Consider the following 24145-nt stretch of genomic DNA (forward strand, 5'->3'; position numbering starts at 1 on the left):
GCTGCCCGGAACATGCGCCTGCCCCATGGCTGCCTAAGCGGATTTCAACCAGTCCGGAGCCAGCCGGACGTATTTGATGGCGCGCCGATGGAACGTGAAGGCCAGGTGAAGAACGCCATCGGCGTCTTCGAGCAGCGCGGGATAGGAGAGTTCCTTGTTCTGGCCATCGATCGAGTTGTTCGACAGGCACGTTCCCGGCCCGTCCTCGACGAGCCGGCGGTCGGGAAAGGTCACGCCTTCGTCGGAAGAAAAGCAGAGCGCCAGCGGCGCGCGCGGCACGCCCCATACCGGCTCGATTCCGCCATCGGAGTCCGGGCGGTCGTCTTCCTCGCCAAGCTCGTCGTAGAGCGATTGCCGCCGGTCGCGGGATGTCGCCGCGGAGACCGGATTGCACAGAAGGGCGATCCTGCCGTCCTTCAGCCGGATGGCGTTGATCGAGGAGTTGTTGTTCGGAACGTCCGTCGCCTGCGGCACGCTCCAGGTCTCGCCGCCATCGTCGCTGGTCGTGCGGTAGACGAAGTCGGCCTGCCGCCGCCGGAAGAAGGCGACCATCCTCGACCCGCCCAGGGGCACGATCGTCATGTGCACGCAGCCGAGGGAGCCGGGAACGTGCACGACGCGCCATCCAGCGCCCTCGTCCTCGCTGATGGCAAGGGCTGCGGTGTCGTGGCTGCCGTTCCATTTCGCCCCCTCCTTCGCCTTGCACAGAAAGAGCGGAAGGAGCAGCGCGCCGTCGGCGCGGCGCACGACGGGTGCGCGGACGAAGGTTCCGCGGTCCAGCGGCAAAGTGCGTGCGTCTCCGGCGCCCATCGCCTCGCCGTCCTGATGCAGGAGACGGACCTTGACCACGCTTCCCTCCTGGTTGCCGGAGACCTGCGACGTGTGGAAAAGCGTCAGCTCCCCGTTCCCGTTGATCCAGAGAACCGGATTCTGCTCCGAATGATCCGGATCGTCGCTGACGCGCGATGCCGGGCTCCAGCGGCCGGCGTTCGGGGCAAGCCGCGACAGATGGATCGAGATGTCGGATTTTCCTTCCAGCGTACCGCCGAACCATGCGCAGGCAAGGCTGCCATCGGAAAGCGAGGCCAGGAAGGCCGCGTGATTCTGGATCGTCGGAGAAGGAAGGAACGCCTCGGAACGACCGCCGCCGAGATCCGCCAACACGCCGTCCATGCGGCTTTCGATTTCGTCCGGTGACATCATTCCCTCCTCAAATCCGTTGCAAAGTCGGCCCAACATTCCCGCGTCGGCAAATGTTGTCAAGTTGAAATATCCTATGAACGGCTCAGAAAAATTGCAGGATTTCATTGTAAAATAAGGGAAATTCCCTATCACATCGTCAAAACTGGCAGACATGGATGTGGACATGAATGTTACCAGTTGACATGTTGGCCAGAAAATCGTCAATCTTAGGGCATGGGACGCAGGAGGCGTCTGAACGGAGGACCGTCGGAATGCCGCAAAAGATGTTCGCATCAGCTTCGAGAGGGAGCGGTGTCCGGCACCGCCACCGTCCGGCGCAGCGGGAGGCGACGTCACCCTTCGCTCCGCCCGTCGCCATGCCCATGGACGCGGCAGGTTTCCTGCCGTGAGCGATCCCATCCGTTTTCCGGCCATTCGAGAAAACAGCCACCGGCCGAAGCCGTTGTTCAAGTCAACCCGCCGTGATCAGGGAGGATCACTATGAAATACCGACTGATATCGCTGGGCGCCGCTCTCCTGAGCGTCACCTTGCCTGCAGCATCCCCGGCATTCGCGCAGAATGCCTCCAAGGATGTGACGATCGTCCTGGGAGAGGGCGTCGACCTGATGGAGCCGTGCATGTCGACGCGCTCCAACATCGGGCGCATATTGCTGCAGAACATCAACGAGACCCTCACCGAACTCGACATCACCGGCGGCAAGGGCCTGATGCCGCGCCTGGCGGAAAGCTGGGACCAGCAGAACGACAAGACGTGGCGCTTCCATCTGCGCAAGAACGTCAAGTTCTCCGACGGGTCGGACTTCGACGCGGAAGACGTGAAGCACTCGATAGACCGCGCCATGAGCTCGAAGATCGCCTGCGAAACGCCGCGCTATTTCGGCTCCAGCAAGATCACGGCCACGGTGGTCGATCCTTCCACGATCGACATTACCGCCGATCCGGGACAGGCCATCCTCCCCCTCATGATGTCGATCGTGACGATCGTCCCGTCCAGCACGCCGGTCGAGTTCACCCGCAACCCCGTCGGGACCGGCCCCTACAAGATGGCGGCCTGGAATGTCGGGCAGAACATCGTCCTCCAGCGCCGCGATGACTATTGGGGTGAAAAGCCCCAGGTCGCCAAGGCGACCTATGTCTTCCGCACCGACCCCGCCGTCGCGGCGGCGATGGTGCAGACCGGCGAGGCCGACATCGCGCCGAGCATCTCGGTGACCGACGCCACCAACGACAAGCTCGACCACGCCTATCCGAATTCGGAAGTGTTCTACCTGCGCATCGACCAGGGCAAGGCGCCGCTGCAGGACAAGCGCGTCCGCGAGGCCCTCAACCTGGCGATCGACCGCAAGGCTTTCGTCGGCACGCTGGTGCCGGCCGAGACGACGCTTGCGACAGCCATGGTGCCGCCCTCCACGCTCGGCTTCAACAAGGATATCCAGCCCTGGCCCTTCGATCCCGACAAGGCCAAGAAGCTGATCGCCGCGGCCAAGGCCGACGGCGTGGCGGTGGATTCCAAGATCACCATCGTCGGCCGGAGCAATCTCTTCCCGAACGTGCTCGAGGTGATGGAAGCGATCCAGGGCATGCTGAAGGACGTCGGCTTCAACGTCGACCTGCAGATGTACGAAGTCGCCGAGTTCGAGCGCATCTACAGCAAGCCCTATTCACCGGACCGCACCGCCCAGCTGGTCGGCGCGCAACATGACAATGCCCGCGGCGACCCGGTCTTCTCGATGTTCTTCAAATATCACAGCAAGGGACCGCAGTCGGGCTTTTCCGATCCGAAGGTCGACAAGATGATCGAGGACGCGACCGGGGCGACCGGCGATGACCGCGCCAAGAAGTGGTCCGGCCTGATCGCCTACCTCAACAACGAGGTCGTCGCGGACATCCTGCTGTTCAACCAGGTCGGCTTTGCCCGTGTCAACGAGCGTGTTACGTTCAAGCCGACCATTGCAACCAACGGCCAGCTTCAACTGTCCCAGATCGGCTTCAAGTAAGCTTGGCATGACGTGCGAGGGCGCGGCGTTTGCCGCGCCTTCTTGCGCAAGGAGAAGGCAATGCGAAAACTCATCTTCGGCAGGGTTCTTTCGAGCTTCTTTTCGCTGATCGCCCTGATCGTGATGGTCTTTTTCCTGTCGCGGCTGACCGGCGATCCGGCGGCCCTGTTCCTGCCGAGGGAAGCGACGCAGGAAATGCTCGACAATTTCCGCCGGCTGCACGGCCTCAACGATCCGCTGATCGTGCAGTTCGGCCGCTACCTCAGCGATCTTGCGCATCTTGATTTCGGGGAATCGCTTCGCCAGGCGCGGCCGGCGATCGACGTCGTCCTGGAAGGTTTCGTCTGGACCTTCCAGCTCGCGGTCATCACCATTTCGCTGGTCGCCTTCGCCGCCATCGTGATCGGCTCGATCGCGGCGTTCCGGCCGGGCGGCGTCTTCGACCGGTTCACCTCCGTGGTGTCCCTGATCGGCGCATCCGCGCCGGATTTCTGGGTGGCCATCGTCGCCATCGTCGTCTTCGCGGTGAACCTCGCCTGGCTGCCGACATCGGGCACCGGCACCGTATGGCACTGGGTCCTGCCCGTCGCAGTCCTGTTCATCCGGCCGTTCGGCCTCATCCTGCAGGTCGTGCGCGGCTCGATGATCCAGTCGTTCGGCTCGCTCTACGTCAAGACGGCGCGCGCCAAGGGCGTCGGCAATCTCTCGATCATCTTCGTTCACACCCTCCGCAACGCCATGCTGCCGGTCATCACCGTCATCGGCGACCAGGCGGCGGCCATGCTGAACGGCGCGGTCGTCATCGAGACGATCTTCGGTTTTCCCGGGGTCGGCAAGCTGATGATCGATTCCATTCTCCAGCGCGACTTCAATGTCGTTCTCGCGGCGATCATGGTGACCGCACTTGCCATTTTCATCATGAACATCCTGATCGACCTCGCCTACGCGATCCTCGATCCGCGCGTCCGGACCTAAGGCCATGACGATGACCCAGACCCTGGAAATCTCCAACCGCACGGACTTCAAGCCCAGGGGAGCGATCCGGACCGTGCTCCGCATGCTGTGGCGCGACAAGTTCGCGCTTGCCGCCGCGATCTTCCTCCTGATCATCATCGCCTGCGCCGTCTTCGGCCCGATGCTCTTCGGCGATGCCGCCCTGAGCCAGAACCTGCGCAGCCGCAACCTTCCGCCCTTCAGCATCAAGAACGGCTGGCTTTACGCGATGGGCGCGGATTCCCTCGGCCGTCCGCTCCTGCCGCGCGTGGTGGCGGCGGCCCGCAACACCATCCTCATCGCCGCAGGCGCCGTTCTCTGCTCCTCCGTCGTGGGAGCCCTTCTCGGCCTCGTCGCCGGTTATTCCTCCCCGCGCGTCAGCAACGTCATCATGCGGCTTGCCGACGTGATCATGTCGTTTCCCTCGCTGCTTCTGGCGGTGATCGTTCTCTACATGCTCTCGCCGTCGGTCGGGAACCTGATCATCGTACTCGCGATCACCCGCATACCCGTCTACCTGCGCACCACCCGCGCCGAAGTGCTGGAGATCCGCCAGCGCATGTTCGTCGAGGCGGCGCAGGTGATGGGCGCATCGTCGAGCCGCATTGTCTTCCGGCATATCCTGCCGATGGTGATCCCGACGCTGGTGACGATCGCCACGCTCGACTTCGCATTCGTCATGCTGGCGGAAAGCTCGCTGTCCTTCCTCGGCATCGGCATCCAGCCGCCGGAAATCACCTGGGGCCTGATGGTGAGCCAGGGCAGGCAATATCTGGCGACCGCCTGGTGGCTCGCCTTCTGGCCGGGGCTTGCGATCATCCTCACCACCATGTCGCTCAACCTGCTTTCCAACTGGATGCGCATCGTGCTCGATCCTGCCCAGAGATGGCGCCTGGAAATCGGAGGAAAATCCAATGGCTGACCACCTGCTGGAAGTCCGCAATCTCTCGGTCCAGTTCCACACCGCCGGCGGCATCGTCAAAGCGGTCCGGGACATCAGCTGGCACCTTGATCGCGGCGAGACGCTGGCGATCCTCGGCGAGAGCGGTTCGGGAAAGTCCGTTTCCGCCTCGGCGATCATGAACCTGATCGACATGCCGCCCGGCGAGATAACGAGCGGCCAGATCCTGTTCGAAGGGCGCGACCTGCTGGCCCTGTCCGCCGGCGAGCGGCGGCTCGTCAACGGCAAGCGGATAGCCATGATCTTCCAGGACCCGCTCGGCCACCTGAACCCCGTCTACACGGTCGGCTGGCAGCTCGTCGAAACCATGCGCGTGCACGGCAGCCGCAAGGACGAGGCGCAGCGCCGCGCGCTGGAACTGCTCACGCGGGTCGGCATCCCCTCGCCCAAGGACGCGATGCGGAAATATCCGCACCAGTTCTCCGGCGGACAGCGCCAGCGCGTGATGATCGCCATGGCGCTGGCGATGAAGCCCGATATCGTCATCGCCGACGAGCCGACCACGGCGCTCGACGTCACCGTGCAGGCCGAGGTCCTGGCGCTGCTCGACGAATTGCAGAATGAGACGGGCATGGGCCTGCTTCTCATCACCCACGACCTCGGCGTGGTGGCGGAAGTCGCCGACCGCGTCGTCGTGATGAATGCCGGCGAGATCGTCGAAACCGGCACGCCGGCGGCGGTCTACCACAATCCCCAGCATCCCTACACACGCAAGCTGATCGGCGCGGCGCCCGGACGCGGCGAGATCCACGAGCCTTCCGGCGATGGCGAGCCTTTGCTCAGGGTCGCCGGCATGACCAAGAGCTATGGCGCCTTCCAGGCGCTGAAGCACGCATCGTTCGACCTGCAGCCGGGGGAGACCATGGCCGTCGTCGGGGAGAGCGGCTCCGGCAAATCGACGCTCGCCCGCTGCCTTCTCAGGCTGGAACAGGCCGACAGCGGCCAAGCCCTGTGGAAAGGCCGGGACCTTCTGTCCATGCCCCCAAAGGAAATGTTCGGCCTGCGGCGGCAGATCCAGATGGTCTTTCAGGACCCGACGCAATCGCTCAATCCCCGCATGTCGGTCTATGACCTGATCGCCGAGGCATGGATGATCCACCCGGAAATCCTGCCGAAGGACAAATGGCGCGAACGGGTGAACGAACTGCTGTCGCAGGTCGGCCTGCTGCCGGAACATGCCAGGCGCTATCCGCATCAGTTCTCCGGCGGCCAGCGCCAGCGCATCGCGATCGCCAGGGCTCTCGCGCTGCAGCCGGAACTGATCGTCTGCGACGAGGCCGTATCGGCGCTCGACGTCTCCATCCAGGCGCAGGTGATCGCGCTCCTCGACAAGCTGCGGCGCGAGCTGAAGATCGCCTTCATCTTCATCGCCCACGACCTGCCCGTCGTGCGGGATTTCGCCGATCACGTCATGGTCATGAAGGCCGGCGAGATCGTCGAACTCGGCACCGCGCGGGAGATCTTCGAAAACCCGCGGCAGGACTATACGAAGCGCCTGCTCGCCGCCGGCCTCGATCCCGATCCGGAAATCCAGCGCAAGCGCAGCGAGGAGCGGGAGAGACTGTCTGCCTGACCAGAAAAAGGCCCCGGTCGGCACGACCGAGGCCCTCGACGATGGAGAGACACGACAAAAGGCGTCCCGAAGGACGCCTTTTTGTTTCCGGCCCCGATTTCTCAGCCTCGATAGGCGGCCTTGTAGATGTCGAGGATCTCAGGGACGGAAAGGTCGCGCGGATTGAAATCGAGGAGGCGGCGGATGGCATGCGCTTCCTCGGCCATCGCCGGAAGATCGTTTTCCGGAACGCCATAGGCGGCAAGCGCCATGTCGAGACCAAGGCTCCTGCAGAAGGCGCCGGCCCCTTTGAGGACGGCGGCGGCATTGTCCGCCTCGAAGCCCAGCGCGCGGCAGACCAGCTTCGTCTTGTCCGGCACCGCCTCGTAATTGGCCGCCAGGACATGCGGAAAGATCAGGGCATTGGCGATTCCATGCGCGATCTTGTGGCGCGTTCCGAGCGGATAGGAAAGAGCGTGCCCCGCCGTGGTGTTCACCGGGCCGAGGCAGACGCCGCCGTAAAAGGCAGCCAGCGAAAGCCCTGCGCGGGCCTCGACGTCGTTTCCATCCCTGACGGCCCGCAGCAGGTATTTCCCGACCAGCGTCGTCCCTTCCATCGCATAGGCGTCGATGATCGGATGCGCGCGACGGCTGGTGAAGGCCTCGACGCAGTGGGCCATGGCGTCGACGCCGGTCGCAGCCGTCACGCCCGGCGGGACGGTGATGGTGAGCGCCGGATCGATGATGGCGATATCGGCCAGCATATGCCGGCTCTCCGTGGCGATCTTGTTCATCGTCGCGGGATCGGTGATCAACGCCCGCGTGCCGACCTCGCTTCCCGTGCCGGCCGTGGTCGGCACCTGGATCAGCGCCACCTTGCGCGGCGGCGCGCGGTGCGGCCCGGAAATGTCGTGCAGGCCCTTGCCCGAACCGCACAGGACGGCGACCAGCTTGGCCAGGTCCATGGCGCTGCCGCCGCCGAACCCGATGACGGCATCCGGCGCGCCCGCTTCCGCCGCGGCCACCGCCTCGTTGAGGTTCACCAGATCGGGCTCGGGCATGACGTTGCCGAAAATCACGGCGTTGGAAAGTTGTAAACGTTCGATCCGCGCGACATTGAATGCATCCGAAACGATGAAGGGCCGCGAAATCCCCTGTTCCGCGAGCCAGGCCGCCAGGCCGGCGACCGTTCCCTCGCCGAAACGGACCACGGCTGGCCGCAGCATTTCCAGCGGTCGATCAATTGTCGTCATAGTTTCCTCGCATCCCTGATATTGCCTGCGTTGCCGAATGCGTAAGCTGTGCTCGGCATCCTCCGAGACCATTGGCCTTCACGCCCAAACTCGGCGAACTTCAAATATTTGTCAATAACTCTTACTTCCTTCTTTCTGTACCGTCCCCAGAAGCGCCGAAAGCCGGCCAAAGGCGCCATACGGGACGCGCGGCACAGCGGTAAATCATGAAAATCAACGCAATATTGGCATTGCGGCGCAGACATTCCGCCGAAAGAGATGGTCGAACGGGCCTGAAAAGTTGTCGCGGGAGGAATCGGCACGGAAATTATTTCCCGCTCTTATATTGACAACTTTACCGGAAGGCGCGATGTCATCAACCGATCAATTGGTTCTTCGGGAGGAGTGCCGCCGGTCGGCATTCGGGAGAGAAGGCATGCCCTGGCATTGCCGTTTTCCCCTCGCGCCGATCTTCTCTCCTGTGAAGAAACAGGAACCATCGCCAGGATGCGGCCGGCAAAAGCCGGCGGTGGCGCATTCGAAAGAAATCGGGAGGCCTCATGGCTCACAGTGAAACCTTCGTCGCTCTCGTCACCTGCTTCAACGATGACGAAACGATCAATTTCGAGGCGACCCGCGCGCAGGTCCGCCGTCAGGTCGCTGCGGGCAACAACATCATGTGTGCCGGCACGAACGGCGATTTCTCCGCCCTCACCTTCGAGGAAAAGGTCAGGCTGACGGAAGAGGTGGTCGACGAGGTCGGCGGCCGCACGAAGGTCATCGTCAACGCCGGCATGCCGGCGACGTTCGAGACCACCCTGCTCGCCAGGGCGTTCGACAGGATCGGCGTCGACGGCATTGCCGTCATCACGCCCTTCTTCATCGCCTGCACGCAGGATGGCCTGATCCGGCATTTCTCCTCGGTCGCCGATGCCGTGAAGACGCCGGTCTATCTCTATGACATTCCGGCGAGAACGCAGAACCACATCGAGCCCGAAACGGCGCGCAAGCTCGCCGCGCACGGCAATATCGCCGGCATCAAGGATTCCGGCGGCGCCCAGGACACGCTGGAGGCCTATATGGCGATCGGGCGCGAGATCGATGGTTTCGACGTCTATTCCGGTCCCGACCATCTGGTGCTGTGGTCGTTCCAGAACGGCGCCCGCGGCTGCATTTCCGGCCTGGGCAACGTCATGCCGGACGTGCTGTCGAAGATCAGCAAGGCCTTCAACGCCGGCGATATCGCCGAGGCCGAACGGCAGCAGGAGATCTTCGGCGGCTTCCGCAAGGATCTTTACGGGCTGGGCTATCCGCCGGCGCTGGTCAAGCGCGCTCTCTACCTCATGGACGCTTCGGTCGGCGCCAGCCGCCAGCCGGCATTGCTGCCGGACCCCGGGCAGGACAGGAAGATCGCCGACATCCTGAAGAAATACGTCCTCCTCCCGGGAGCCGCAGCATGAGCATCGTCGTCGCGACGACGTCCCCCGGCTTCGGGCGTCACGGCAGGCTGCCCGGCCTGCTTGAGGAGACCGGCTGGGAGATCATCCGCTGCGTCGACAACACGCTCCCCGACGGCGGCCTGTCACGGCATATCGACCGTGCCGATTTCCTCGTCGCCGGCCTCATCCCCGTGACCGCCGCAACCGTTTCGGCCGCACCGAAACTGAGGGCGGTCCTCAAGCACGGCGTCGGGATAGACAGCGTCGACGTGGCCGCCTGCACTGCGCGCGGGCTTCCCGTCACCAATACGCCGGCCGCCAATTCGAACGCCGTGGCGGAGCTTGCGGTCGGCCTGATGTTCTCGCTCGCGCGCAACATCCCCCACGGTCACATGAGCGTGGTTTCCGGCGGCTGGGACCGCCGGCCGGGCGTGGAGGTCTCCGGCAAGGTGCTCGGCATCGTCGGCCTCGGCAATATCGGCAAGCTGCTGGCCCGCAAGGCGATCGGGCTCGGCATGACCGTCGTCGCCTCCGATCTTTATCCCGACAGGGCGTTCATGGCCGAGCACGGCATCGAACTCCTGGATCTGGATGCCTTGCTGGCACGCTCCGACTACGTCTCGCTGCATGTCTTCGGCGGCACCGGCAATGCGGCGCTGATCAGCGCGGACCGGCTGGCCCTGATGAAACCGACGGCCTGCCTGCTCAATCTCGCCCGCGGCGAGGTGGTCGACAACGATGCGCTGGCCGCGTCGATCGCCGGGGGCAGGCTCCGCGGCGCGGCGATCAACGCCTTCGTCACCGAACCGCCGGACATCTCGCATCCGCTTTTCAAGCTGCAGAACGTCGTGTTCACGCCGCACAGCGGCGCCGACAGCCTGGAAGCCTTCGAAAACATGGGCCGCATGGTGATCGACGACATAAAGGACTTCGTTGCCGGCAAGCGCCCGTCCCGCGTTCTCAATCCGGAGGTCCTCGACCGATGACCACGCCCCGCTACGCCGCCCCCGATCTTCTTGCCTGCGCCGAAGCCCTGTTTGCGGCCGCGGGACTGGATACGGAAAAGGCCGCCTCCGTCGCGACCTATCTCCTCGAAGCCGATCTGATGGGGCACACGACCCACGGCCTGGCTCTCGCCGGCTGGTATCTGCAGGGCATAGCCGACGGCGTGATGAAGAAAAGCGGATCGTTCGAAACGGTGAGCGACCGCGGCCCGTCCGTCTGCTGGAACGGCAACCGCCTGCCGGGCGCCTGGCTGACGTCCGAGGCGGTCAAGCTTGCCGTCGATCGCGCCGGCCGGTTCGGCATGGCGACGGTGGTGATCGGCAACAGCCATCACATCGGCGCCCTCGCCGCCTATCTGCCGATCGCCACTCAAAAGGGGATGATGGTCTCCATCGCCTCCTCCTCCCCTTCCGGCGCCCAGGTGGCTCCGTTCGGCGGCCTGAAGGGCCTTTACACGCCCAACCCCGTCGCCCACGGCATCCCGACACCGGACGGCCCGATCCTGATCGATATCTCCGCGTCGATCACCACCGTCAACATGGCGCAGCGGCTGATCCGCGAGGGGCGCGAATACGAGGCCGCGTGGCTGATGGATGCCGAGGGCAATCCGTCCCGCGATCCGAAAGTCCTTGAAGCGGGCGGCACCCTGCTGCCGACGGGTGGGCTGGACCATGGCCAGAAAGGCTACGGAATGGCGCTGTTCGCGGAGGCCCTGACACAGGGGCTTGCCGGCTATGGCCGCGCCGACGCGCCGAAAGGCACGAATGCGGCCGTTACCGTCCAGGTATGGGACCCCGAAGCCTTCGGCGGCCGCGACGCCTTCCTGAAGCAGACGGGCTGGCTGGCGGACGCTTGCCACGCCAATCCGCCGCGCTCCGGCGTCGCCAAGGTAAGGCTGCCCGGCGAGGCCGCGCTGGCCCGCAGGAAAAGTGCGCTCGAAAACGGCGTGGCCCTGCATGCGGGCATCATCGAATCGCTCGCTCCGCATGCGGAGCGGCTGGGCGTCGCCCTGCCCCGGCCGCTGTGAGCCTGCGGGGGGGCATCCGGCCATGCCCTGGCCTTCCCGCCCAAGGCCCGAGGCCGGTCAGTTCGAGTCCGGTTCGGTATTCGCCGCCATGGCGAGGTTGATCATCCCGCCGCCGAAAAGCCGGTCGCGCGAATTGGTGATGTGGAGCAGCATGGCGTTCTTGGCGCCCGCCGCATCACCTGCCCGGATGGCCTCATAGATCGAACTGTGTTCGGCATAGGCCTTTTCGAGGCCGCGCGGCCCGTCGGACATCAGCGACTGGCCGTGCATCTTCATGCCGACCTGGATATGTTCCCGCAACGCGCGCAGCGATGTTTCGTAGAAATGGTTGTTCGACGCACGCACCACCGCCATGTGGAAGGCATAGTCGGCATCCTCGCGATGCTTGAACGAACCGGTCGCGGCGTCGAGCAGATCGAGGGCTTCCTTGATCTCCCGCAGCGCTTCCTGATTGTGGCGCAGCGCGGCATGATAGGCGGCGTCGGTCTCGATCGTCATGCGGAATTCGTAGCAGCGCTGGATATCGGCGATCGTTTCCACCCGCGCGAAACCGAGAACGGCCTGCTGGGGCCTGCGCACATAGCTGCCCGCGCCCTGCCTCGAATACAGCAGCCCTTCGTCCCTCAGCCGTTCGAGCGCGGTCCTGAGAACCGGACGGGAAACACCGAACTCCTCGGCCAGCGCCAGTTCCGGCGGCAGCTTCTGATTGGTCGGATATTCGCCGTTGACGATGCGGCTGTAGAGAAGATGGTAAATCCTGTCGCTCAAGGACGAGCGATTCTTCGCCCGTTCCTGTTTTGCTGCCCGTTCCTGCGAAGTCGTCGTCATGATCTGCTTTCAATGGACATTGAAACGCTCTCAACCGGTTCCACGGCGCAAGCCAAATGGACAAGTGTATCAGCATCGCCGAAGCCACCTGATTTTGTAATAATGTCTGCCTTTTTTCCACAAACGAAAGTCTGCGCAAGGGGAACGCCCGGAAGTATCTCGTCGACGATGTCGAGCCGGTCCGCTCCGAGGCGTTTCAGAAGAGCGTCCGCCGTCTCCCCGCCGCAGGCCAGCAAGGTGGCCGGCGGCGTCTGCCGGATGAGGTCTGAAAGGCCGTCGGCGAAGCGCGCGCCGGCAAGATCGGCCCGGATATCGTGATCGCCCGCGGTCAGTTTCGCGACCGTCAACCCATCGCCGAGCCGGACGCCGGCCTCGAATCGCCCGTTCCCGGCCGCAAGGAATGCCGGGGCGCAGGCATCGAGAAGCCTGCCAACCTGCGCCTCGGTGATCGGATCGCGGGAGCCGATCGCGAACAGGGCCGGCCGTGACAGCCGAAACGTCCGTCTTGCTTGCGAAACCGGCCGCAACCGGCGCGCCAGCGCCGCCGCGAGCCCCCGCGCGCCGACATAGAGCGTCGCGCGGGGCTCGCACCGGTCCAGCGACGCCTCGAAATCCGCATCGCCGGCGATATCGGGGATCAGCTTCTCTCCGACGGCATCCCCGAAGCGGGCGCCGGCATCGATCGGGTCCGCGACCCCCATGCCCGTGACCCGCCCGCCGACGACCAGCCGCCCCATCTCCGGAATGGCCGGCGCGATCAGCAGGCGCGTGCGGCCCGCGCCTTCGGCGAGCATTCCGGTTTCCAGTCCCACATGCCCCTTGAGGCGGGAATCCACCTTCTTGAAAACGTGGTCCGGCAGCTTCCCGGCAAAATGCGCAAGAACGGTCGCGATGGCGCCGCGGGCGGCGTCTTCGGGGCCGTCGCGCGTTCCCGTGCTGACGGCGCAGACATCGACGTCCGACAGATCGGACGTCGCGAGCGCCGCGGGGTGCCGGAGCACGCAGCTGCGCATGCCGCGAACGGCGAAAGCCACGGCCGAATCCAGAGCGCCCGTCAGATCGTCGGCAACGATGAGAACCTGCAAGCCCACTCCTCCCCGCAATCGGTAAAGATGTAAATTGAAATCGACATGTTTTCTATTCTAGAGCGAAACAGCCAATCGTGAAAGCCTTCATAATCAAACTTGTTTTCAAAAACACACATAGCGATTTTCACCTCTATAAAAGTTGACAACTTGGGAAAACTGCTGGCATTAAGAACGGCAACAGGAGGACCATCATGGCTCAGGACAAGACACGCGCCCCAATCGCGATCACGATGGGAGATCCGTCCGGCGTCGGCGCCGAGGTCATCGTCAAGGCGATCGCCACTCTCCCGCCCGAAGAAAGAAGACGCTTCGTCGTGATCGGGGATGCCGATACGATGAAGCGGGCGGCCGAGGCCTGCGGCTCAGACCTCGCCTTCCATGCGCAGGGTGCGCCCGGCGCCGGCGGCAGCCTTGCGCTCCGCCATGTTCCCGTCGACGGCCTGCCCGGCCGTTTCGGCGTCCTTTCCCCGCAATGCGGGGAGGCAAGCTTCCGTTACATCGAGGCGGCCGTTCGCATGGCCCAGTCCGGGGAAGCCGCCGGCATCGTGACCGCGCCGATCAACAAGGAGGCGCTGAATTCCGCCGGGCACCATTATGACGGCCATACCGGCATGCTCGCCGCGCTGACCGGTTCGAAATCCTCCTGGATGCTGCTTGCCTCCGAACGGCTGAAGGTGATCCACGTCTCGACCCATGTCTCGCTCCGCACCGCCATCGAGCGCGCCAGGCCGGAACGCATCCTGGCGACGATCCGCACCGGCTACGAACACCTGAAGCGGATGGGCTACGAAGACCCGCGCATCGCGGTCGCCGGCATCAATCCCCATTGCGGGGAAAACGGGCTGTTCGGGACGGAGGACGACGAGTTCATCCGCCCCGGCGTCGAGGCCGCCCGCGCCGAAGGCATCAATGCGGTCGGCCCGATCTCGGCCGACACGGTCTATCACCGGGCCTATCAGGGCGCTTTCGATCTCGTCGTCGCCCAGTATCACGACCAGGGGCATATCCCCATCAAGCTGGTCGCCTTCGACAGCGCCGTGAACGTCTCCCTCGGCCTGCCGATCGACCGCACCTCCGTCGACCACGGCACGGCTTTCGACATCGCCGGCACGGGCAAGGCGAACCACGTCAACATGTTGTCCGCGCTGGATTATGCCGCGCGCCTCGCAACCAACCGTCACGAAAAGGCAGCCGCATGAGCTTCGCAGCGAGACTACGCAACCGTGAACGGATCGTCGGCTACTGGACGCAGCTTCCGGTGCCCGCCGTCCAGGAACGCATCGCCCGCCATGGATACGACTATGTCTGCTTCGACGCGCAGCACGGTTTCCTCGACTACCAGGCGATCCTGAATGGCCTGATCGCCATCGACGCGGGCGCAGCACTCGGCAAGAACGACTGCGCCGGCATGGTGCGGGTCGCCTCCAACAGCGTCGATCTCATCGGGCAGGTGCTCGATGCCGGTGCGCGCGGCGTCATCGTGCCGCTGATCGATACGGCCGAACAGGCAAGGGCCGCCGTCCGCGCGTGCCGTTTCCCGCGCGAAGGCCTGCGTTCCTACGGGCCGATGCGGGCCGGCCTCCGCTCCGGGCCGGAAACCGCCCGGATGAACGAGGAAGTCGCCTGCATCGTGATGATCGAGACGGAGGAAGGCCTCGCCAATCTGGAGGAGATCTGCGCGGTCGAGGGCGTCGACGGCATCTATGTCGGACCCGGCGACCTGATGCTGGCGCTCGGCGGGCAGACGATCACCGACCCGGACCGGGCGGCGGAATTCGAGGCCGCCCTTGCGCGGATCTCGGCGGCCGCGAAAAAAGCCGGCATCGCTGCGGGCATCCATACCGGGGCGGGAGAACTCGCCTCGAGGCGGCTGGCGGAAGGTTACACGTTCGCGACGATCTCGTCGGACCTCAACCATCTGGACCGCGCAGCCGCGGATCACCTCAAGCTGGCGCGCGCCTGACCGGCGCGGTCGTTTCCCATCCCCGGAGGCCCCCATGGCTGAATTTCCATCCGCCCCGTTCGACGCGGACACCCTGGCGAAAACCCTGTTCACGCTGCGGAAAGAAGGCCGCGTGGCGCCGACCGCAAGCTTCGCGCTGCCCGGCGGCCTGACCCAGGCCATGGACGCGCAGAATGCCCTCGCCCGGCTCGAAGAGGCCGGCGGGCATGCCTGGAAGGTGGCGATGACGCCCGACGGACAACCGGTCGTCGCTCCCCTCCACCCTTACGAGGCATCATCGACGCCCGCCCGCCTGCTCTTCCTGCCCGGCATGAAGTTCGAGGTCGAGATCGCCGTCCGGCTCGGCCGCGACCTGCCCCCGCAGGCCACGGCATATACGCGTTCCGACGTGCTCGACGCGATATCCGAAGCCCATATCGGGTGCGAACTGCTTGCCACGGCCGTGCAGGAGAGCGGCAAGCTCTCCTTCCCGCTCTATCTGGCGGACCGGATCGGCAATCGCGGTTATGCCCTCGGGCCGGCGGTTCCGAAAGCGCTTGTCGACGGGATCGGCGGCCTTCCGCTGAAGGTGACGCAGGAGGGAGAAACCCTCTACGACGGACCGGCCCGCCACCCGGCCGGCGATACCCTGGACTGGCTGGTAGCCTATGCCAATGACGGCGCGCGTCCGCAGGGATCGCTGAAGGCGGGCGCGATCATCACGACGGGCGCCCTTTCCGGCGCGATGCCGCTCGCAGCGCCCGGCAGGGTCGATGTCCTCATCGACGGCAGATACGCAATGAGCGTGATCCTGGCGTCCTAGAGAAACGGTTTTGCGTTCGGAATCGCGCAAGAACACGGAGATGGAGCACGATCGGCGATCTCTTTCTCGCCGGGCGCGCTCCGGGAAGCCGATGCGACCGGCAACGGACGAACGCGGGCGGAATGACGGGGTCATGTCCGATGCCTGAGCCAGAACCCCGCCTCGTCGGGAAGTCCTTCCCGCTGCTTGCCTTTGCGTTCGCGACCATCGCGGCGGCGCTTTCGGCCGTCGACGCGGTCATCGTCCGCCTGCTCGCCGACGACGTGCATCCGTTCGTCATCGGCTTCTTCCGCAGCCTGTGCGGGCTGATGACGATCCTGCCCTGGATCGCGCTGCGCCCGCAGATATTGCGGACCCGATACCGGCTGCGCCATGCAAGTCGTGCCGCGCTCAAGCTGCTTTCGCTGGTCTGCGGCTTCGCCGCCTTCGCAGCCGCACCGCTGGCGGACGTGACGGCCATCATGTTCACGGCGCCGGTCTTCGTGATCATCGGCGCCTGGCTGATGCTCGGCGAACGGCTGACCATCGCCCGGATACTGGCGGTCCTCGCGGCTTTCGCGGGCACAATGGTCATCATCGCCCCCGGCGGAGAGGGCGGCGCGTCGATCGCGCTTCTGCTCGCCGTCACGGGGGCGGCCCTGCAGGCCCTCGTCCAGTTGATGCTGAAACGCATGTCCGACCGGGATTCGGTCGAGACCCTCGTGGCCTGGAACCTGATCGTGACGGTGCCGATCGCCGCGATCCCCGCCTTCTTCGTCTGGGAAACCCCGGGGCTTCGGGACTGCGGCCTGCTCGTGCTGCAAGGCGCGCTTGGCGCCGTGAACATGTCGCTGATGACGAAGGCGTTTTCGCTCGCCGACGCCTCGCATGTCGCACCGGTGGATTTCCTGCGGCTGCCCTTCGTCGCCATCGCCTCCTGGCTCATCTTCGGCGAGATCGCCGGGCTGCGGACCTGGAGCGGCGCTATCCTCATCCTCCTCGCGACCATGCTTCCCGTGGCCGGCGGCCTCATCCGCCGGCGGCGGCGTTGAACGTTATCAAAGCGATTGATCGTGCAAACAAATTTAAAGTGGAGATTTGTAGACAACATTCATAACGCGGATTAGGAGTGCTCCCCGACGCAGCAACCAATCGGGGACAGATGATGGTTCGGCTTATCCGTATTGCCTCCCGCGGCCTTCTTGCCGCAGCTCTTTGCGGCTTTCTGGCGCATGGCGCCGCGGCGGAGGAGATCGTTTTCAAGGATCAGGAAAACCGCGAGGTGAAGCTTGCCAGGGCGGCCCAGCGCATCGTCTCGATCGTCATCCCCATGGCCTCGACGGTGATCGCGCTCGACGGGTCCACGAAAAAGCTCGTCGGCATGAACCCGACCGCCAAGAGCGCGGTGATGGAAGGCATTCTCGGCAAGATCTTCCCGGAAGCGAAGGACATTGCCTCCGATGTCACGGCTCCGAATTTCGTGCCGAACGTCGAGGCGCTGACCGCCGCCAACCCCGACCTCGTCATCCAGTGGGGCGGCCGCGGCAACGACATCGTCGCGCCGATCACCAATGCCGGGCTCACCACCATGCTGATCCTCTACGGCACGGAGGAATTGACCCGCGAATACATGACCATGGCCTCCAGGGCGCTCGGCAAGCCGGAGCGCATCGTCGAACTCGTCGAATGGCGCGACCGCGTCCAGAAGGATATCGAGGCCAGGGCGACATCGATCCCGGAGGACAAGCGTCCGAACGTTCTTTATCTGGGCCGCGCGCTTTCCGATATCAGCGCCTCGGGCACCAAGGGCAACTACAATGCCTGGTACATCGAACTCGCCGGCGGCAAGAACGCCTCGGCCGAGCTCAACGGCACGGTCTCGATCAACAGGGAACAGATCGCCCAGTGGGACCCCGAGGTGATCTTCCTCAACGCCTTCGAGGCGAAGCTCAACGTCGACTGGGTCTACAGCGACCCGGTCCTCTCCCTCACCAAGGCCGCGAAGAACAGGCGCGTCTACAAGATGCCGCTCGGCGGCTACCGCTGGGACCCGCCGAACCAGGAATCGCCGCTCTCGTGGATGTGGACCGCCAACCTCATCCAGCCCGACGTCTTCAAGTACGATGTCCGGGCGGAGATGAAGACCGCCTACAGGACGCTCTACAACTACGAGCTGACCGACGCGGATATCGACGGCATCCTCTGGACCGCGGAACAGGGCGGCGCCGCGAACTACGCCCAGTTCAAGGCGAAGTAGGCCATGGCGGCCGTGACACAGGATGAGGCGGCCCCTGCCGCCCGCCGAACCCGCATGGCCCGGCAGACGCTCGTGTTCGCCGCGCTGCTGGCGCTGTTTGCGGCCGCTTTCGTGGTCAGCCTCTGCGTCGGCCGCTTCTCCGTCCCGGCGACGCGCGCGCTGGAGCTGATCTGGCTCGGCATCACCGATCCGACCCGCGAGCTCGGGGCGATCGACGAGCGCATCGTCCTTCTGGTCCGCGCGCCGCGCGTGGTGCTGGCGGCACTTGCCGGCGCGGGACTGGCGCTCTCGGGCGCCGCCCTTCAGGGCGTCTTCCGCAATCCGCTCGTCTCCCCGGATATTCTCGGCATCAGCCAGGGGGCGGCCTTCGGCGGCGCGCTCGGCATCATGCTCGGCATCTGGGGCCTGCCGCTGATCGCCATGGTGTTCGTGTTCGGCATGGTGGCGCTCATCCTCGTCGGCATGCTGTCGCGCATCAACGGCCGCACGGAGACCGTCACGGTCATCCTCTGCGGCCTCGTCGTCAGCTCCATGTTCTCCGCGGTGGTTTCCCTCCTGCAGTTCGTCGCCGATCCCAATACGTCGCTGCCCGCCATCGTCTACTGGCTGATGGGCTCCTTCGCGACGGCGACCTGGGAGCGCACGCTGATCGCGACGCCCGGCCTCCTCCTCGGCGGCGTGCTGCTGTGGATGCTGCGCTTCCGCCTGAACATCCTGTCGCTCGACGAGGCGGAGGCGCGAAGCCTTGGCGCGAACACGACCCGCGAACGCTGGCTGGTCTTCGGGCTGATCGCCGTCATCGTCGGCAGCCAGGTGGCCGTCTCCGGCATCATCGGCTGGGTCGGCATCGTCATCCCGCATGCCGCACGCCTTCTGGTCGGCCATGACCACCGTGCGCTGCTGCCGGCCGCAGTCGTGCTCGGAGCCGGCTTCATGGTGATCATCGACACGCTCGCCCGCACGGCGACCGCCGCCGAAATCCCGCTCGGCGTCATCACCGCGCTGGTCGGCGCGCCGATCTTCGCCGTGCTGCTGCGCAACCACTACCGCGAAAGGAATGCCTCATGATCGGCCTCGAAAGCGCCGTCGTCCGGTTCGGATCGCGCACGATCATCGATGGATTGAGCTTTTCCGTTCCGGTGGGCCGAACGCTTGCCATCCTCGGCCCCAACGGCCGCGGCAAGACGACCACGCTGAAGGCCATGCTCGGTTTCCAGCGGCTGGATGCTGGGCGAAGGATCGCGCCCGAGATCGTCGGTTATGTGCCGCAGACGGGCACGAGCAACCAGCGCTACCGGGCGATCGACATCGCCGTCATGGGCCGCGCCGCTCATCTCGGCCTGTTCGGCCAGCCTGGCCCGACCGATTTCGAGATCGCCCGTTCCGCGCTGGAAAGGGCCGGCGCCATCCGCTTCGCCGATCATTTCTTCGACCGGCTGTCGGGCGGGGAGCGGCAGCTCGTGCTGCTTTCGCGCGCGCTCGCGACCGGTTCCGAGGCGCTCGTGCTCGACGAACCGGCGGCCGCCCTCGATCTTCACAACCAGGAACGGCTGCTGGCGCTGCTCAACGCGCTGCGAAAGCCGCGCGACAAGGCGATCGTCTTCACCACCCACGACCCGAACCATGCGCTGACGGCCGCGGACGACGCCCTGCTGATGATGCCGGACGGCCAGCCGCCCCTGTTCGGCCCGGTCGCCGAGACGATCACGCCCGCGCATCTGGAACATCTCTACGGCGTGCCGATGCGGGTCGTGGAGATTGCCGGACCGTCCGGAGAACCCCACCGGGCCGTTCTGCCCGCCTTTGCAGGAATTCGCGCCGCATGACCGTTCTGATGATCCAGTCGCATTACCAGGAGCCGTTCGGCATGACCGCTCCGCCGTTCGCGGAAGCCGTCGCTTCGGGCCGGATGAAGATCGTACGCGAGATGGAGTTGACAGCTGTCAACCTTGACGAGGCGCGCGGGCTGATCACCACCACCCATCTCGACCAGATCGGTTTCCAGCGCTTCGCGCAGGCGGTCACCGCCTTCCTCGATCGCGGCGGCCGGTGGATCTACAACGGCCATATCCTGCGCCCCATTCTGCCCGAGCTTGGCGTCTACCGGCCCATGCCCCAGCCGAAGCGGGCGGATTTCGACCAGAGCCGGCTCTTCGAGCATCCGATCTTCGCGGGCATCGACCAGAAGCTGCTCGAAACCAACCGCGGCGTCGCGGGCTTCTACGGCCGCGGCCACAACCCGCCGCCGGAAGGCGCCATCGTGATCAACGCGCTCGGTCCGGCCAGGGTGCCGGTCGACTGGATCTGGGCGCGCCCCGCGGGCGGTGAAATCCTGTCGCATGCCGGCAACGAATTCTGGGGATGCGGCGACGATCCCGAAACGAAGAAGCTGCTTGCCGCGCGCGCCGTCGCGTGGCTTTCCGGGGAGCTGAACCAATGACGATCCTCGCGATCCACCCGGGCGCCTATTACCATATCGAAACGCTCGAAGCGCCGCGTTACGCCGGTTATTTCGACAGGCTCGTGCGCCCGGAGGACCTGCCCGGCGAGGACCTCTCCCGGCACGCCGTCGTCTTCATCCCCTGCCGCACGCCGGCCGACCGCATGGCGCCGCATGCCGCGCAGCTTCGCGCCTATCTCGACCAGGGCGGCACGATCGTCGCCACCGGCGAGACCGCCTGGAACGTCTTCCTGCCGGGCATCGCCTTCACGCCGCAGCCGACGGACTGGTGGTGGTGGCTCACCCCTGGCGCGGATCTCGGCGTCCGCATCGCCTCGCCCGGCCATCCGCTCTTCCGCCGCCTCGGGCAGAAGGACCTGGCCTGGCACCTGCACGGCTGGTTCGACCCGCCGGAGGGCGCCGAGGTCCTGGCCGTCAACGGCGAGGGAAAGCCGATCCTCTACGTGGACGAGGTCACGACGCCCGGCCGCCTGATCATCAGCAGCCTCGATCCCTGCTTTCATCACGGATCGCATTTCATGCCGGCGACGACACGCTTCCTGGACGGGTTCCTGCCCTGGATGCGCGAGGCGCTGGACGGAGCAAGACAATGACCGATACGATCGACGTTCTCGAAGACGGCAAGCCGCTCTCCTATGGCTTTGCCGACCTGATGCACTATCATGGCTTCGGCTTTCCGGGCGGCGTCGCCCATGCGTTCAAGGCGATGCAGCGGGCATTGCCGCTGATCAGCCCCGAGGGTCCGCCGGAACGGCGCGAGATTTCGATCCGCACCGCCTTTCGCGGCCCCGGCGGCCGGGACGCCTTCGAAATAGTGACGCGCTGTCTGACGGAAGGCCGCTATACGGTCGATCCGGCGCTCGACAGGCCGGAGCGCGGCGACATCCTGCAACGCTACGTGTTCGAGTTCACCTATCGGGAGAGGACCGTCACCGTCCAGCTCCGGGAAGGCCATGTCCGCGAAGAGTTCATCCGGCTCGGGCAGAAACAGGGCCGCACGGCTGACGAAGAAGAACGCCTCACCTACCTCAAGCAGGAAATGGCCGACCGGCTGCTCGCGGCTCCGGCCGAGCAGATCTACGAAGAGGCGTGACCTCTCCTCCAGTCCTTCGACAGGCTCCTGAACCGCAGGGGCCGGCAGCGGAAATATGGCGGCGGGAACCAACTGTTCAAATCCGTCGATGCCCAATTATTGAGCTTGCGGGGCGACCGTTCAAAAAATAGTATCCCCCTCAATTCCCAGGGGGACCCGGGGGAGCAACCAACGCCGCCTCTTTTTTCAAAAGGACACGCCTCATGAAGGCCATTCGCTTCACACAATTGGCAACCCTTGCAGTGCTCGCGACGTTCGGCGGCGCAGCGACCGCGAGCGCGCAGTCGAAGACCTTCACCATTTCCTGGTGGGGCTATAACGGCGAGAAGATGAATGCCAACATCATCGAGCCGTTCAAGAAGATCTGTGGCTGCGACATCGTCTTCGAAACCGGCAACAACGCCGACCGGCTGAACAAGCTGAAACTGCGCGACGGCAAGGGCGTCGACGTCATCTATCTCTCCGACAGTTTCTCGCAGCTCGGCATCGAGCAGGGCCTGTTCAGGGAGATCGACCCCGCCAAGATCCCGAACCTTTCGGAAATCTACGAACTCGGCCGCACGCCGCAGGGCAAATACGGCCCGGCCTACACGATCGGCCGCGTCGGGCTCGTCTATGACGCCGCCAAGGTCAATCCGCCGATCGCCTCCTGGGGCGACCTGTGGCGTCCGGACCTGAAGAGCGCGGTCTCGCTGCCGGGCATCACCACCACCGCCGGCCCGATGGCCGTCATCCAGGCTGGCAAGCACGCGGGCGTCGACCCTTATGCCGACACGGAAAAGACCTTCAAGGCCATCGAGGCGCTGAAGCCGAACGTCGTGAAGAACTACAATACAGGTTCCGAACTGGTGAACCTGATCTCGACCGGTGAAGTGCGCGTCGCCATGGCGCAGGACTTCACGCTCACTTCCATGCAGGCCGCGGTGAAGACCATGACATGGGCGAAGCTCAAGGAAGGCGATATTGCCACGGTCAACACGATCAACATTTCCAAGGGCACCGAGAACCTCGATCTGGCCTACAAGTTCATCGACTTCATCCTGTCGAAGGACGTGCAGCAGAAGGAAGCCGAACAGGGCGTCGACGCGCCGATCAACACCAAGGTGGTGCTCACCCCGGAACAGGCGAAGATCTGGACCTATGGTGCGGAGCAGGTCGGAAGCCTCAGCCTGATCAGCTATTCGAAGATGAATGCTGCGAAGACCGAGTGGATCGATCAGTGGAATGAGGTGTTTGGGAAGTAAGGTTGACCGCCGTAACCAATTGAGGTCAGAGCAAGCGGCCCCTCACCCGGCCTCCGCTTTGCTCGGCCACCCTCTTCCCGCTGGGGAGAGGAGGAACGGCAACGGTGCGGCACCTCCCCTTCTCCCCTCGGGGAGAAGGGGGCCCGAAGGGCCGGATGAGGGGGCCACGACCTCGACGTGAGATAATGAACCCAATGACCAAACTCGCCAAATGGGGCCTGCCACTACCCGCGACGATCGCTGTCGTAGTGCTGCTGATCATCCCCGTGGCCCTCACCATCGCCACCACGTTCGGTGAGACGAAAGGCGTATTCTCCACCTATGCCGCCTTCTTCAACAGCGGTTTCCGCCGCGCCGTGCTCTGGCGCACGCTGGAGGTGGCGCTGATCACCACGGCGATCTCGCTCGTCATCGGTTTCGTCACGGCCTATGTCATCGCCCAGATGCCGGGGCGGCTGAAAAGCATCGCGATCATCGCCGCGGTGTTTCCGCTGCTGACCGGCGTCGTCGTCCGCTCCTTCGCCTGGCTGATCATCCTCGGCAAGAACGGCATCATCAACACGTCCCTCCTGTCGGTCGGGCTGATCTCCGAGCCGCTTTCCATGCTTTACACGGAAGGCTCGGTCATCGTCGCCATGGTCTATCTCTTCGTGCCGCTGATGATCCTGACACTGACCGGCGTGCTGGAGGGCATTCCGCGCGACCTGATCGAGGCCTCCGCCTCGCTCGGCGCAAAACCGGTCCCGACCTTCCTGCAGGTCATCCTGCCGCTTGCGACCCCCGGCCTCATCGTCGGCGCGGTGCTGGTCTTCACCGGCAGCTTCACCTCCTACGCGACCCCCCAGCTTCTCGGCGGAGAAAAGCAGATGATGATGGGCACGTTCCTCTATCAGCGCGCCATGGTGACCTTCGACTGGGTCGGGGCGTCCACCATCGCGGCGATCATGGTGGTCATCACCATCGCCGTCGTCACCATCATGAGCCGGATCGCCCGGCGGCTGAACCCGATGGCGGTGTGAT

Annotated in this window: 23 protein-coding genes; 19 read left to right on the forward strand and 4 right to left on the reverse strand. The window is 64.9% G+C overall.

The window, feature by feature from the left end; all coding sequences use genetic code 11:
- Nucleotides 1-33: 33 nt before the first annotated feature.
- Nucleotides 34-1200, reverse strand: a complete 1167-nt coding sequence (locus ACFFP0_RS09785; protein WP_377259709.1) for a sialidase family protein — start codon at nucleotides 1198-1200, stop codon at nucleotides 34-36.
- 483 nt (nucleotides 1201-1683) lie between these two features.
- On the opposite strand from ACFFP0_RS09785, the gene ACFFP0_RS09790 reads away from it, so the two are divergent.
- The 4 genes from ACFFP0_RS09790 to ACFFP0_RS09805 are packed head-to-tail and all read left to right on the forward strand — an operon-like array spanning nucleotide 1684 to nucleotide 6728.
- Nucleotides 1684-3201, forward strand: coding sequence for an ABC transporter substrate-binding protein (locus ACFFP0_RS09790; RefSeq protein ID WP_377259712.1), 1518 nt, complete (start codon nucleotides 1684-1686; stop codon nucleotides 3199-3201).
- Between the two features lie 60 nt (nucleotides 3202-3261).
- Complete coding sequence (locus ACFFP0_RS09795) at nucleotides 3262-4176, forward strand: ABC transporter permease (protein ID WP_377259714.1); 915 nt, start codon at nucleotides 3262-3264, stop codon at nucleotides 4174-4176.
- Between the two features lie 4 nt (nucleotides 4177-4180).
- Nucleotides 4181-5116: an ABC transporter permease gene (locus tag ACFFP0_RS09800; protein ID WP_377259717.1), complete on the forward strand. Its 936-nt coding sequence runs from the start codon at nucleotides 4181-4183 to the stop codon at nucleotides 5114-5116.
- Nucleotides 5109-6728, forward strand: a complete 1620-nt coding sequence (locus ACFFP0_RS09805) for an ABC transporter ATP-binding protein (RefSeq protein ID WP_377259720.1) — start codon at nucleotides 5109-5111, stop codon at nucleotides 6726-6728. The genes ACFFP0_RS09800 and ACFFP0_RS09805 overlap by 8 nt, the downstream gene beginning before the upstream one ends.
- A 101-nt stretch (nucleotides 6729-6829) precedes the next feature.
- On the opposite strand, the gene ACFFP0_RS09810 is transcribed toward ACFFP0_RS09805, so the two are convergent.
- Complete coding sequence (locus ACFFP0_RS09810) at nucleotides 6830-7960, reverse strand: iron-containing alcohol dehydrogenase (protein ID WP_377259723.1); 1131 nt, start codon at nucleotides 7958-7960, stop codon at nucleotides 6830-6832.
- Between the two features lie 539 nt (nucleotides 7961-8499).
- Here ACFFP0_RS09810 and ACFFP0_RS09815 point away from each other — a divergent pair.
- From ACFFP0_RS09815 to ACFFP0_RS09825, 3 genes are read left to right on the forward strand one after another with little or no spacing between them, the layout of a single operon-like run.
- A complete protein-coding gene (locus tag ACFFP0_RS09815) occupies nucleotides 8500-9399 on the forward strand; it encodes a dihydrodipicolinate synthase family protein (RefSeq protein WP_377259726.1) in 900 nt (299 codons plus the stop codon).
- Nucleotides 9396-10364, forward strand: a complete 969-nt coding sequence (locus ACFFP0_RS09820; RefSeq protein WP_377259729.1) for a phosphoglycerate dehydrogenase — start codon at nucleotides 9396-9398, stop codon at nucleotides 10362-10364. Before ACFFP0_RS09815 ends, ACFFP0_RS09820 begins: the two co-directional genes overlap by 4 nt.
- Complete coding sequence (locus ACFFP0_RS09825) at nucleotides 10361-11410, forward strand: Ldh family oxidoreductase (RefSeq protein WP_377259732.1); 1050 nt, start codon at nucleotides 10361-10363, stop codon at nucleotides 11408-11410. Before ACFFP0_RS09820 ends, ACFFP0_RS09825 begins: the two co-directional genes overlap by 4 nt.
- 57 nt (nucleotides 11411-11467) lie before the next feature.
- On the opposite strand, the gene ACFFP0_RS09830 is transcribed toward ACFFP0_RS09825, so the two are convergent.
- Together ACFFP0_RS09830 and ACFFP0_RS09835 are read right to left on the reverse strand one after the other, a co-directional pair.
- Nucleotides 11468-12238 (reverse strand): FadR/GntR family transcriptional regulator, encoded by a 771-nt coding sequence (locus ACFFP0_RS09830; protein WP_377259735.1) that lies wholly within the window; start codon nucleotides 12236-12238, stop codon nucleotides 11468-11470.
- Nucleotides 12235-13323, reverse strand: coding sequence for a four-carbon acid sugar kinase family protein (locus tag ACFFP0_RS09835; protein ID WP_377259738.1), 1089 nt, complete (start codon nucleotides 13321-13323; stop codon nucleotides 12235-12237). Before ACFFP0_RS09835 ends, ACFFP0_RS09830 begins: the two co-directional genes overlap by 4 nt.
- Nucleotides 13324-13517: 194 nt before the next feature.
- Between ACFFP0_RS09835 and pdxA the strand changes: the two genes are divergently transcribed.
- The 12 genes from pdxA to ACFFP0_RS09895 all read left to right on the forward strand — a co-directional run bounded on the left by pdxA (nucleotide 13518) and on the right by ACFFP0_RS09895 (nucleotide 24144).
- The gene (gene pdxA / locus ACFFP0_RS09840) at nucleotides 13518-14525 is read left to right on the forward strand and encodes a 4-hydroxythreonine-4-phosphate dehydrogenase PdxA (protein WP_377259741.1); all 1008 of its coding nucleotides are present in this window, start codon (nucleotides 13518-13520) and stop codon (nucleotides 14523-14525) included.
- A complete protein-coding gene (locus ACFFP0_RS09845) occupies nucleotides 14522-15289 on the forward strand; it encodes an HpcH/HpaI aldolase family protein (RefSeq protein ID WP_377259745.1) in 768 nt (255 codons plus the stop codon). The genes pdxA and ACFFP0_RS09845 overlap by 4 nt, the downstream gene beginning before the upstream one ends.
- Before the next feature lie 34 nt (nucleotides 15290-15323).
- Nucleotides 15324-16091: a fumarylacetoacetate hydrolase family protein gene (locus tag ACFFP0_RS09850; RefSeq protein ID WP_377259748.1), complete on the forward strand. Its 768-nt coding sequence runs from the start codon at nucleotides 15324-15326 to the stop codon at nucleotides 16089-16091.
- A 140-nt stretch (nucleotides 16092-16231) separates the two neighbouring features.
- Nucleotides 16232-17122: a DMT family transporter gene (locus ACFFP0_RS09855; protein WP_377259751.1), complete on the forward strand. Its 891-nt coding sequence runs from the start codon at nucleotides 16232-16234 to the stop codon at nucleotides 17120-17122.
- 113 nt (nucleotides 17123-17235) lie between these two features.
- Nucleotides 17236-18327, forward strand: coding sequence for an ABC transporter substrate-binding protein (locus ACFFP0_RS09860; RefSeq protein ID WP_377259754.1), 1092 nt, complete (start codon nucleotides 17236-17238; stop codon nucleotides 18325-18327).
- A gap of 3 nt (nucleotides 18328-18330) precedes the next feature.
- Complete coding sequence (locus ACFFP0_RS09865) at nucleotides 18331-19395, forward strand: FecCD family ABC transporter permease (protein WP_377259757.1); 1065 nt, start codon at nucleotides 18331-18333, stop codon at nucleotides 19393-19395.
- Nucleotides 19392-20153: an ABC transporter ATP-binding protein gene (locus ACFFP0_RS09870; protein WP_377259760.1), complete on the forward strand. Its 762-nt coding sequence runs from the start codon at nucleotides 19392-19394 to the stop codon at nucleotides 20151-20153. The genes ACFFP0_RS09865 and ACFFP0_RS09870 overlap by 4 nt, the downstream gene beginning before the upstream one ends.
- On the forward strand, nucleotides 20150-20767 hold the full coding sequence (locus ACFFP0_RS09875; protein ID WP_377259762.1) for a hypothetical protein: 618 nt from the start codon (nucleotides 20150-20152) through the stop codon (nucleotides 20765-20767). Before ACFFP0_RS09870 ends, ACFFP0_RS09875 begins: the two co-directional genes overlap by 4 nt.
- A complete protein-coding gene (locus ACFFP0_RS09880) occupies nucleotides 20764-21381 on the forward strand; it encodes a hypothetical protein (protein WP_377259765.1) in 618 nt (205 codons plus the stop codon). The genes ACFFP0_RS09875 and ACFFP0_RS09880 overlap by 4 nt, the downstream gene beginning before the upstream one ends.
- Nucleotides 21378-21881 (forward strand): hypothetical protein, encoded by a 504-nt coding sequence (locus tag ACFFP0_RS09885; protein ID WP_377259768.1) that lies wholly within the window; start codon nucleotides 21378-21380, stop codon nucleotides 21879-21881. Before ACFFP0_RS09880 ends, ACFFP0_RS09885 begins: the two co-directional genes overlap by 4 nt.
- 203 nt (nucleotides 21882-22084) lie before the next feature.
- The gene (locus ACFFP0_RS09890) at nucleotides 22085-23125 is read left to right on the forward strand and encodes an ABC transporter substrate-binding protein (RefSeq protein WP_377259771.1); all 1041 of its coding nucleotides are present in this window, start codon (nucleotides 22085-22087) and stop codon (nucleotides 23123-23125) included.
- Nucleotides 23126-23319: 194 nt separating this feature from the next.
- Nucleotides 23320-24144, forward strand: coding sequence for an ABC transporter permease (locus ACFFP0_RS09895; protein WP_377259774.1), 825 nt, complete (start codon nucleotides 23320-23322; stop codon nucleotides 24142-24144).
- The last annotated feature ends 1 nt before the right edge of the window (nucleotide 24145 follow it).

The sequence above is a fragment of the Neorhizobium puerariae genome, from assembly GCF_042429745.1.
Lineage (GTDB): Bacteria > Pseudomonadota > Alphaproteobacteria > Rhizobiales > Rhizobiaceae > Neorhizobium > Neorhizobium puerariae.

Bases quoted from the DNA above. Each gene is read 5' to 3' on its own strand.
- ACFFP0_RS09785 (WP_377259709.1), bottom strand. From the start codon at position 1,200: ATGTCACCGGACGAAATCGAAAGCCGCATGGACGGCGTGTTGGCGGAT.
- ACFFP0_RS09790 (WP_377259712.1), top strand. From the start codon at position 1,684: ATGAAATACCGACTGATATCGCTGGGCGCCGCTCTCCTGAGCGTCACC.
- ACFFP0_RS09795 (WP_377259714.1), top strand. From the start codon at position 3,262: ATGCGAAAACTCATCTTCGGCAGGGTTCTTTCGAGCTTCTTTTCGCTG.
- ACFFP0_RS09800 (WP_377259717.1), top strand. From the start codon at position 4,181: ATGACGATGACCCAGACCCTGGAAATCTCCAACCGCACGGACTTCAAG.
- ACFFP0_RS09805 (WP_377259720.1), top strand. From the start codon at position 5,109: ATGGCTGACCACCTGCTGGAAGTCCGCAATCTCTCGGTCCAGTTCCAC.
- ACFFP0_RS09810 (WP_377259723.1), bottom strand. From the start codon at position 7,960: ATGACGACAATTGATCGACCGCTGGAAATGCTGCGGCCAGCCGTGGTC.
- ACFFP0_RS09815 (WP_377259726.1), top strand. From the start codon at position 8,500: ATGGCTCACAGTGAAACCTTCGTCGCTCTCGTCACCTGCTTCAACGAT.
- ACFFP0_RS09820 (WP_377259729.1), top strand. From the start codon at position 9,396: ATGAGCATCGTCGTCGCGACGACGTCCCCCGGCTTCGGGCGTCACGGC.
- ACFFP0_RS09825 (WP_377259732.1), top strand. From the start codon at position 10,361: ATGACCACGCCCCGCTACGCCGCCCCCGATCTTCTTGCCTGCGCCGAA.
- ACFFP0_RS09830 (WP_377259735.1), bottom strand. From the start codon at position 12,238: ATGACGACGACTTCGCAGGAACGGGCAGCAAAACAGGAACGGGCGAAG.
- pdxA (WP_377259741.1), top strand. From the start codon at position 13,518: ATGGCTCAGGACAAGACACGCGCCCCAATCGCGATCACGATGGGAGAT.
- ACFFP0_RS09845 (WP_377259745.1), top strand. From the start codon at position 14,522: ATGAGCTTCGCAGCGAGACTACGCAACCGTGAACGGATCGTCGGCTAC.
- ACFFP0_RS09850 (WP_377259748.1), top strand. From the start codon at position 15,324: ATGGCTGAATTTCCATCCGCCCCGTTCGACGCGGACACCCTGGCGAAA.
- ACFFP0_RS09855 (WP_377259751.1), top strand. From the start codon at position 16,232: ATGCCTGAGCCAGAACCCCGCCTCGTCGGGAAGTCCTTCCCGCTGCTT.
- ACFFP0_RS09860 (WP_377259754.1), top strand. From the start codon at position 17,236: ATGGTTCGGCTTATCCGTATTGCCTCCCGCGGCCTTCTTGCCGCAGCT.
- ACFFP0_RS09865 (WP_377259757.1), top strand. From the start codon at position 18,331: ATGGCGGCCGTGACACAGGATGAGGCGGCCCCTGCCGCCCGCCGAACC.
- ACFFP0_RS09870 (WP_377259760.1), top strand. From the start codon at position 19,392: ATGATCGGCCTCGAAAGCGCCGTCGTCCGGTTCGGATCGCGCACGATC.
- ACFFP0_RS09875 (WP_377259762.1), top strand. From the start codon at position 20,150: ATGACCGTTCTGATGATCCAGTCGCATTACCAGGAGCCGTTCGGCATG.
- ACFFP0_RS09880 (WP_377259765.1), top strand. From the start codon at position 20,764: ATGACGATCCTCGCGATCCACCCGGGCGCCTATTACCATATCGAAACG.
- ACFFP0_RS09885 (WP_377259768.1), top strand. From the start codon at position 21,378: ATGACCGATACGATCGACGTTCTCGAAGACGGCAAGCCGCTCTCCTAT.
- ACFFP0_RS09890 (WP_377259771.1), top strand. From the start codon at position 22,085: ATGAAGGCCATTCGCTTCACACAATTGGCAACCCTTGCAGTGCTCGCG.
- ACFFP0_RS09895 (WP_377259774.1), top strand. From the start codon at position 23,320: ATGACCAAACTCGCCAAATGGGGCCTGCCACTACCCGCGACGATCGCT.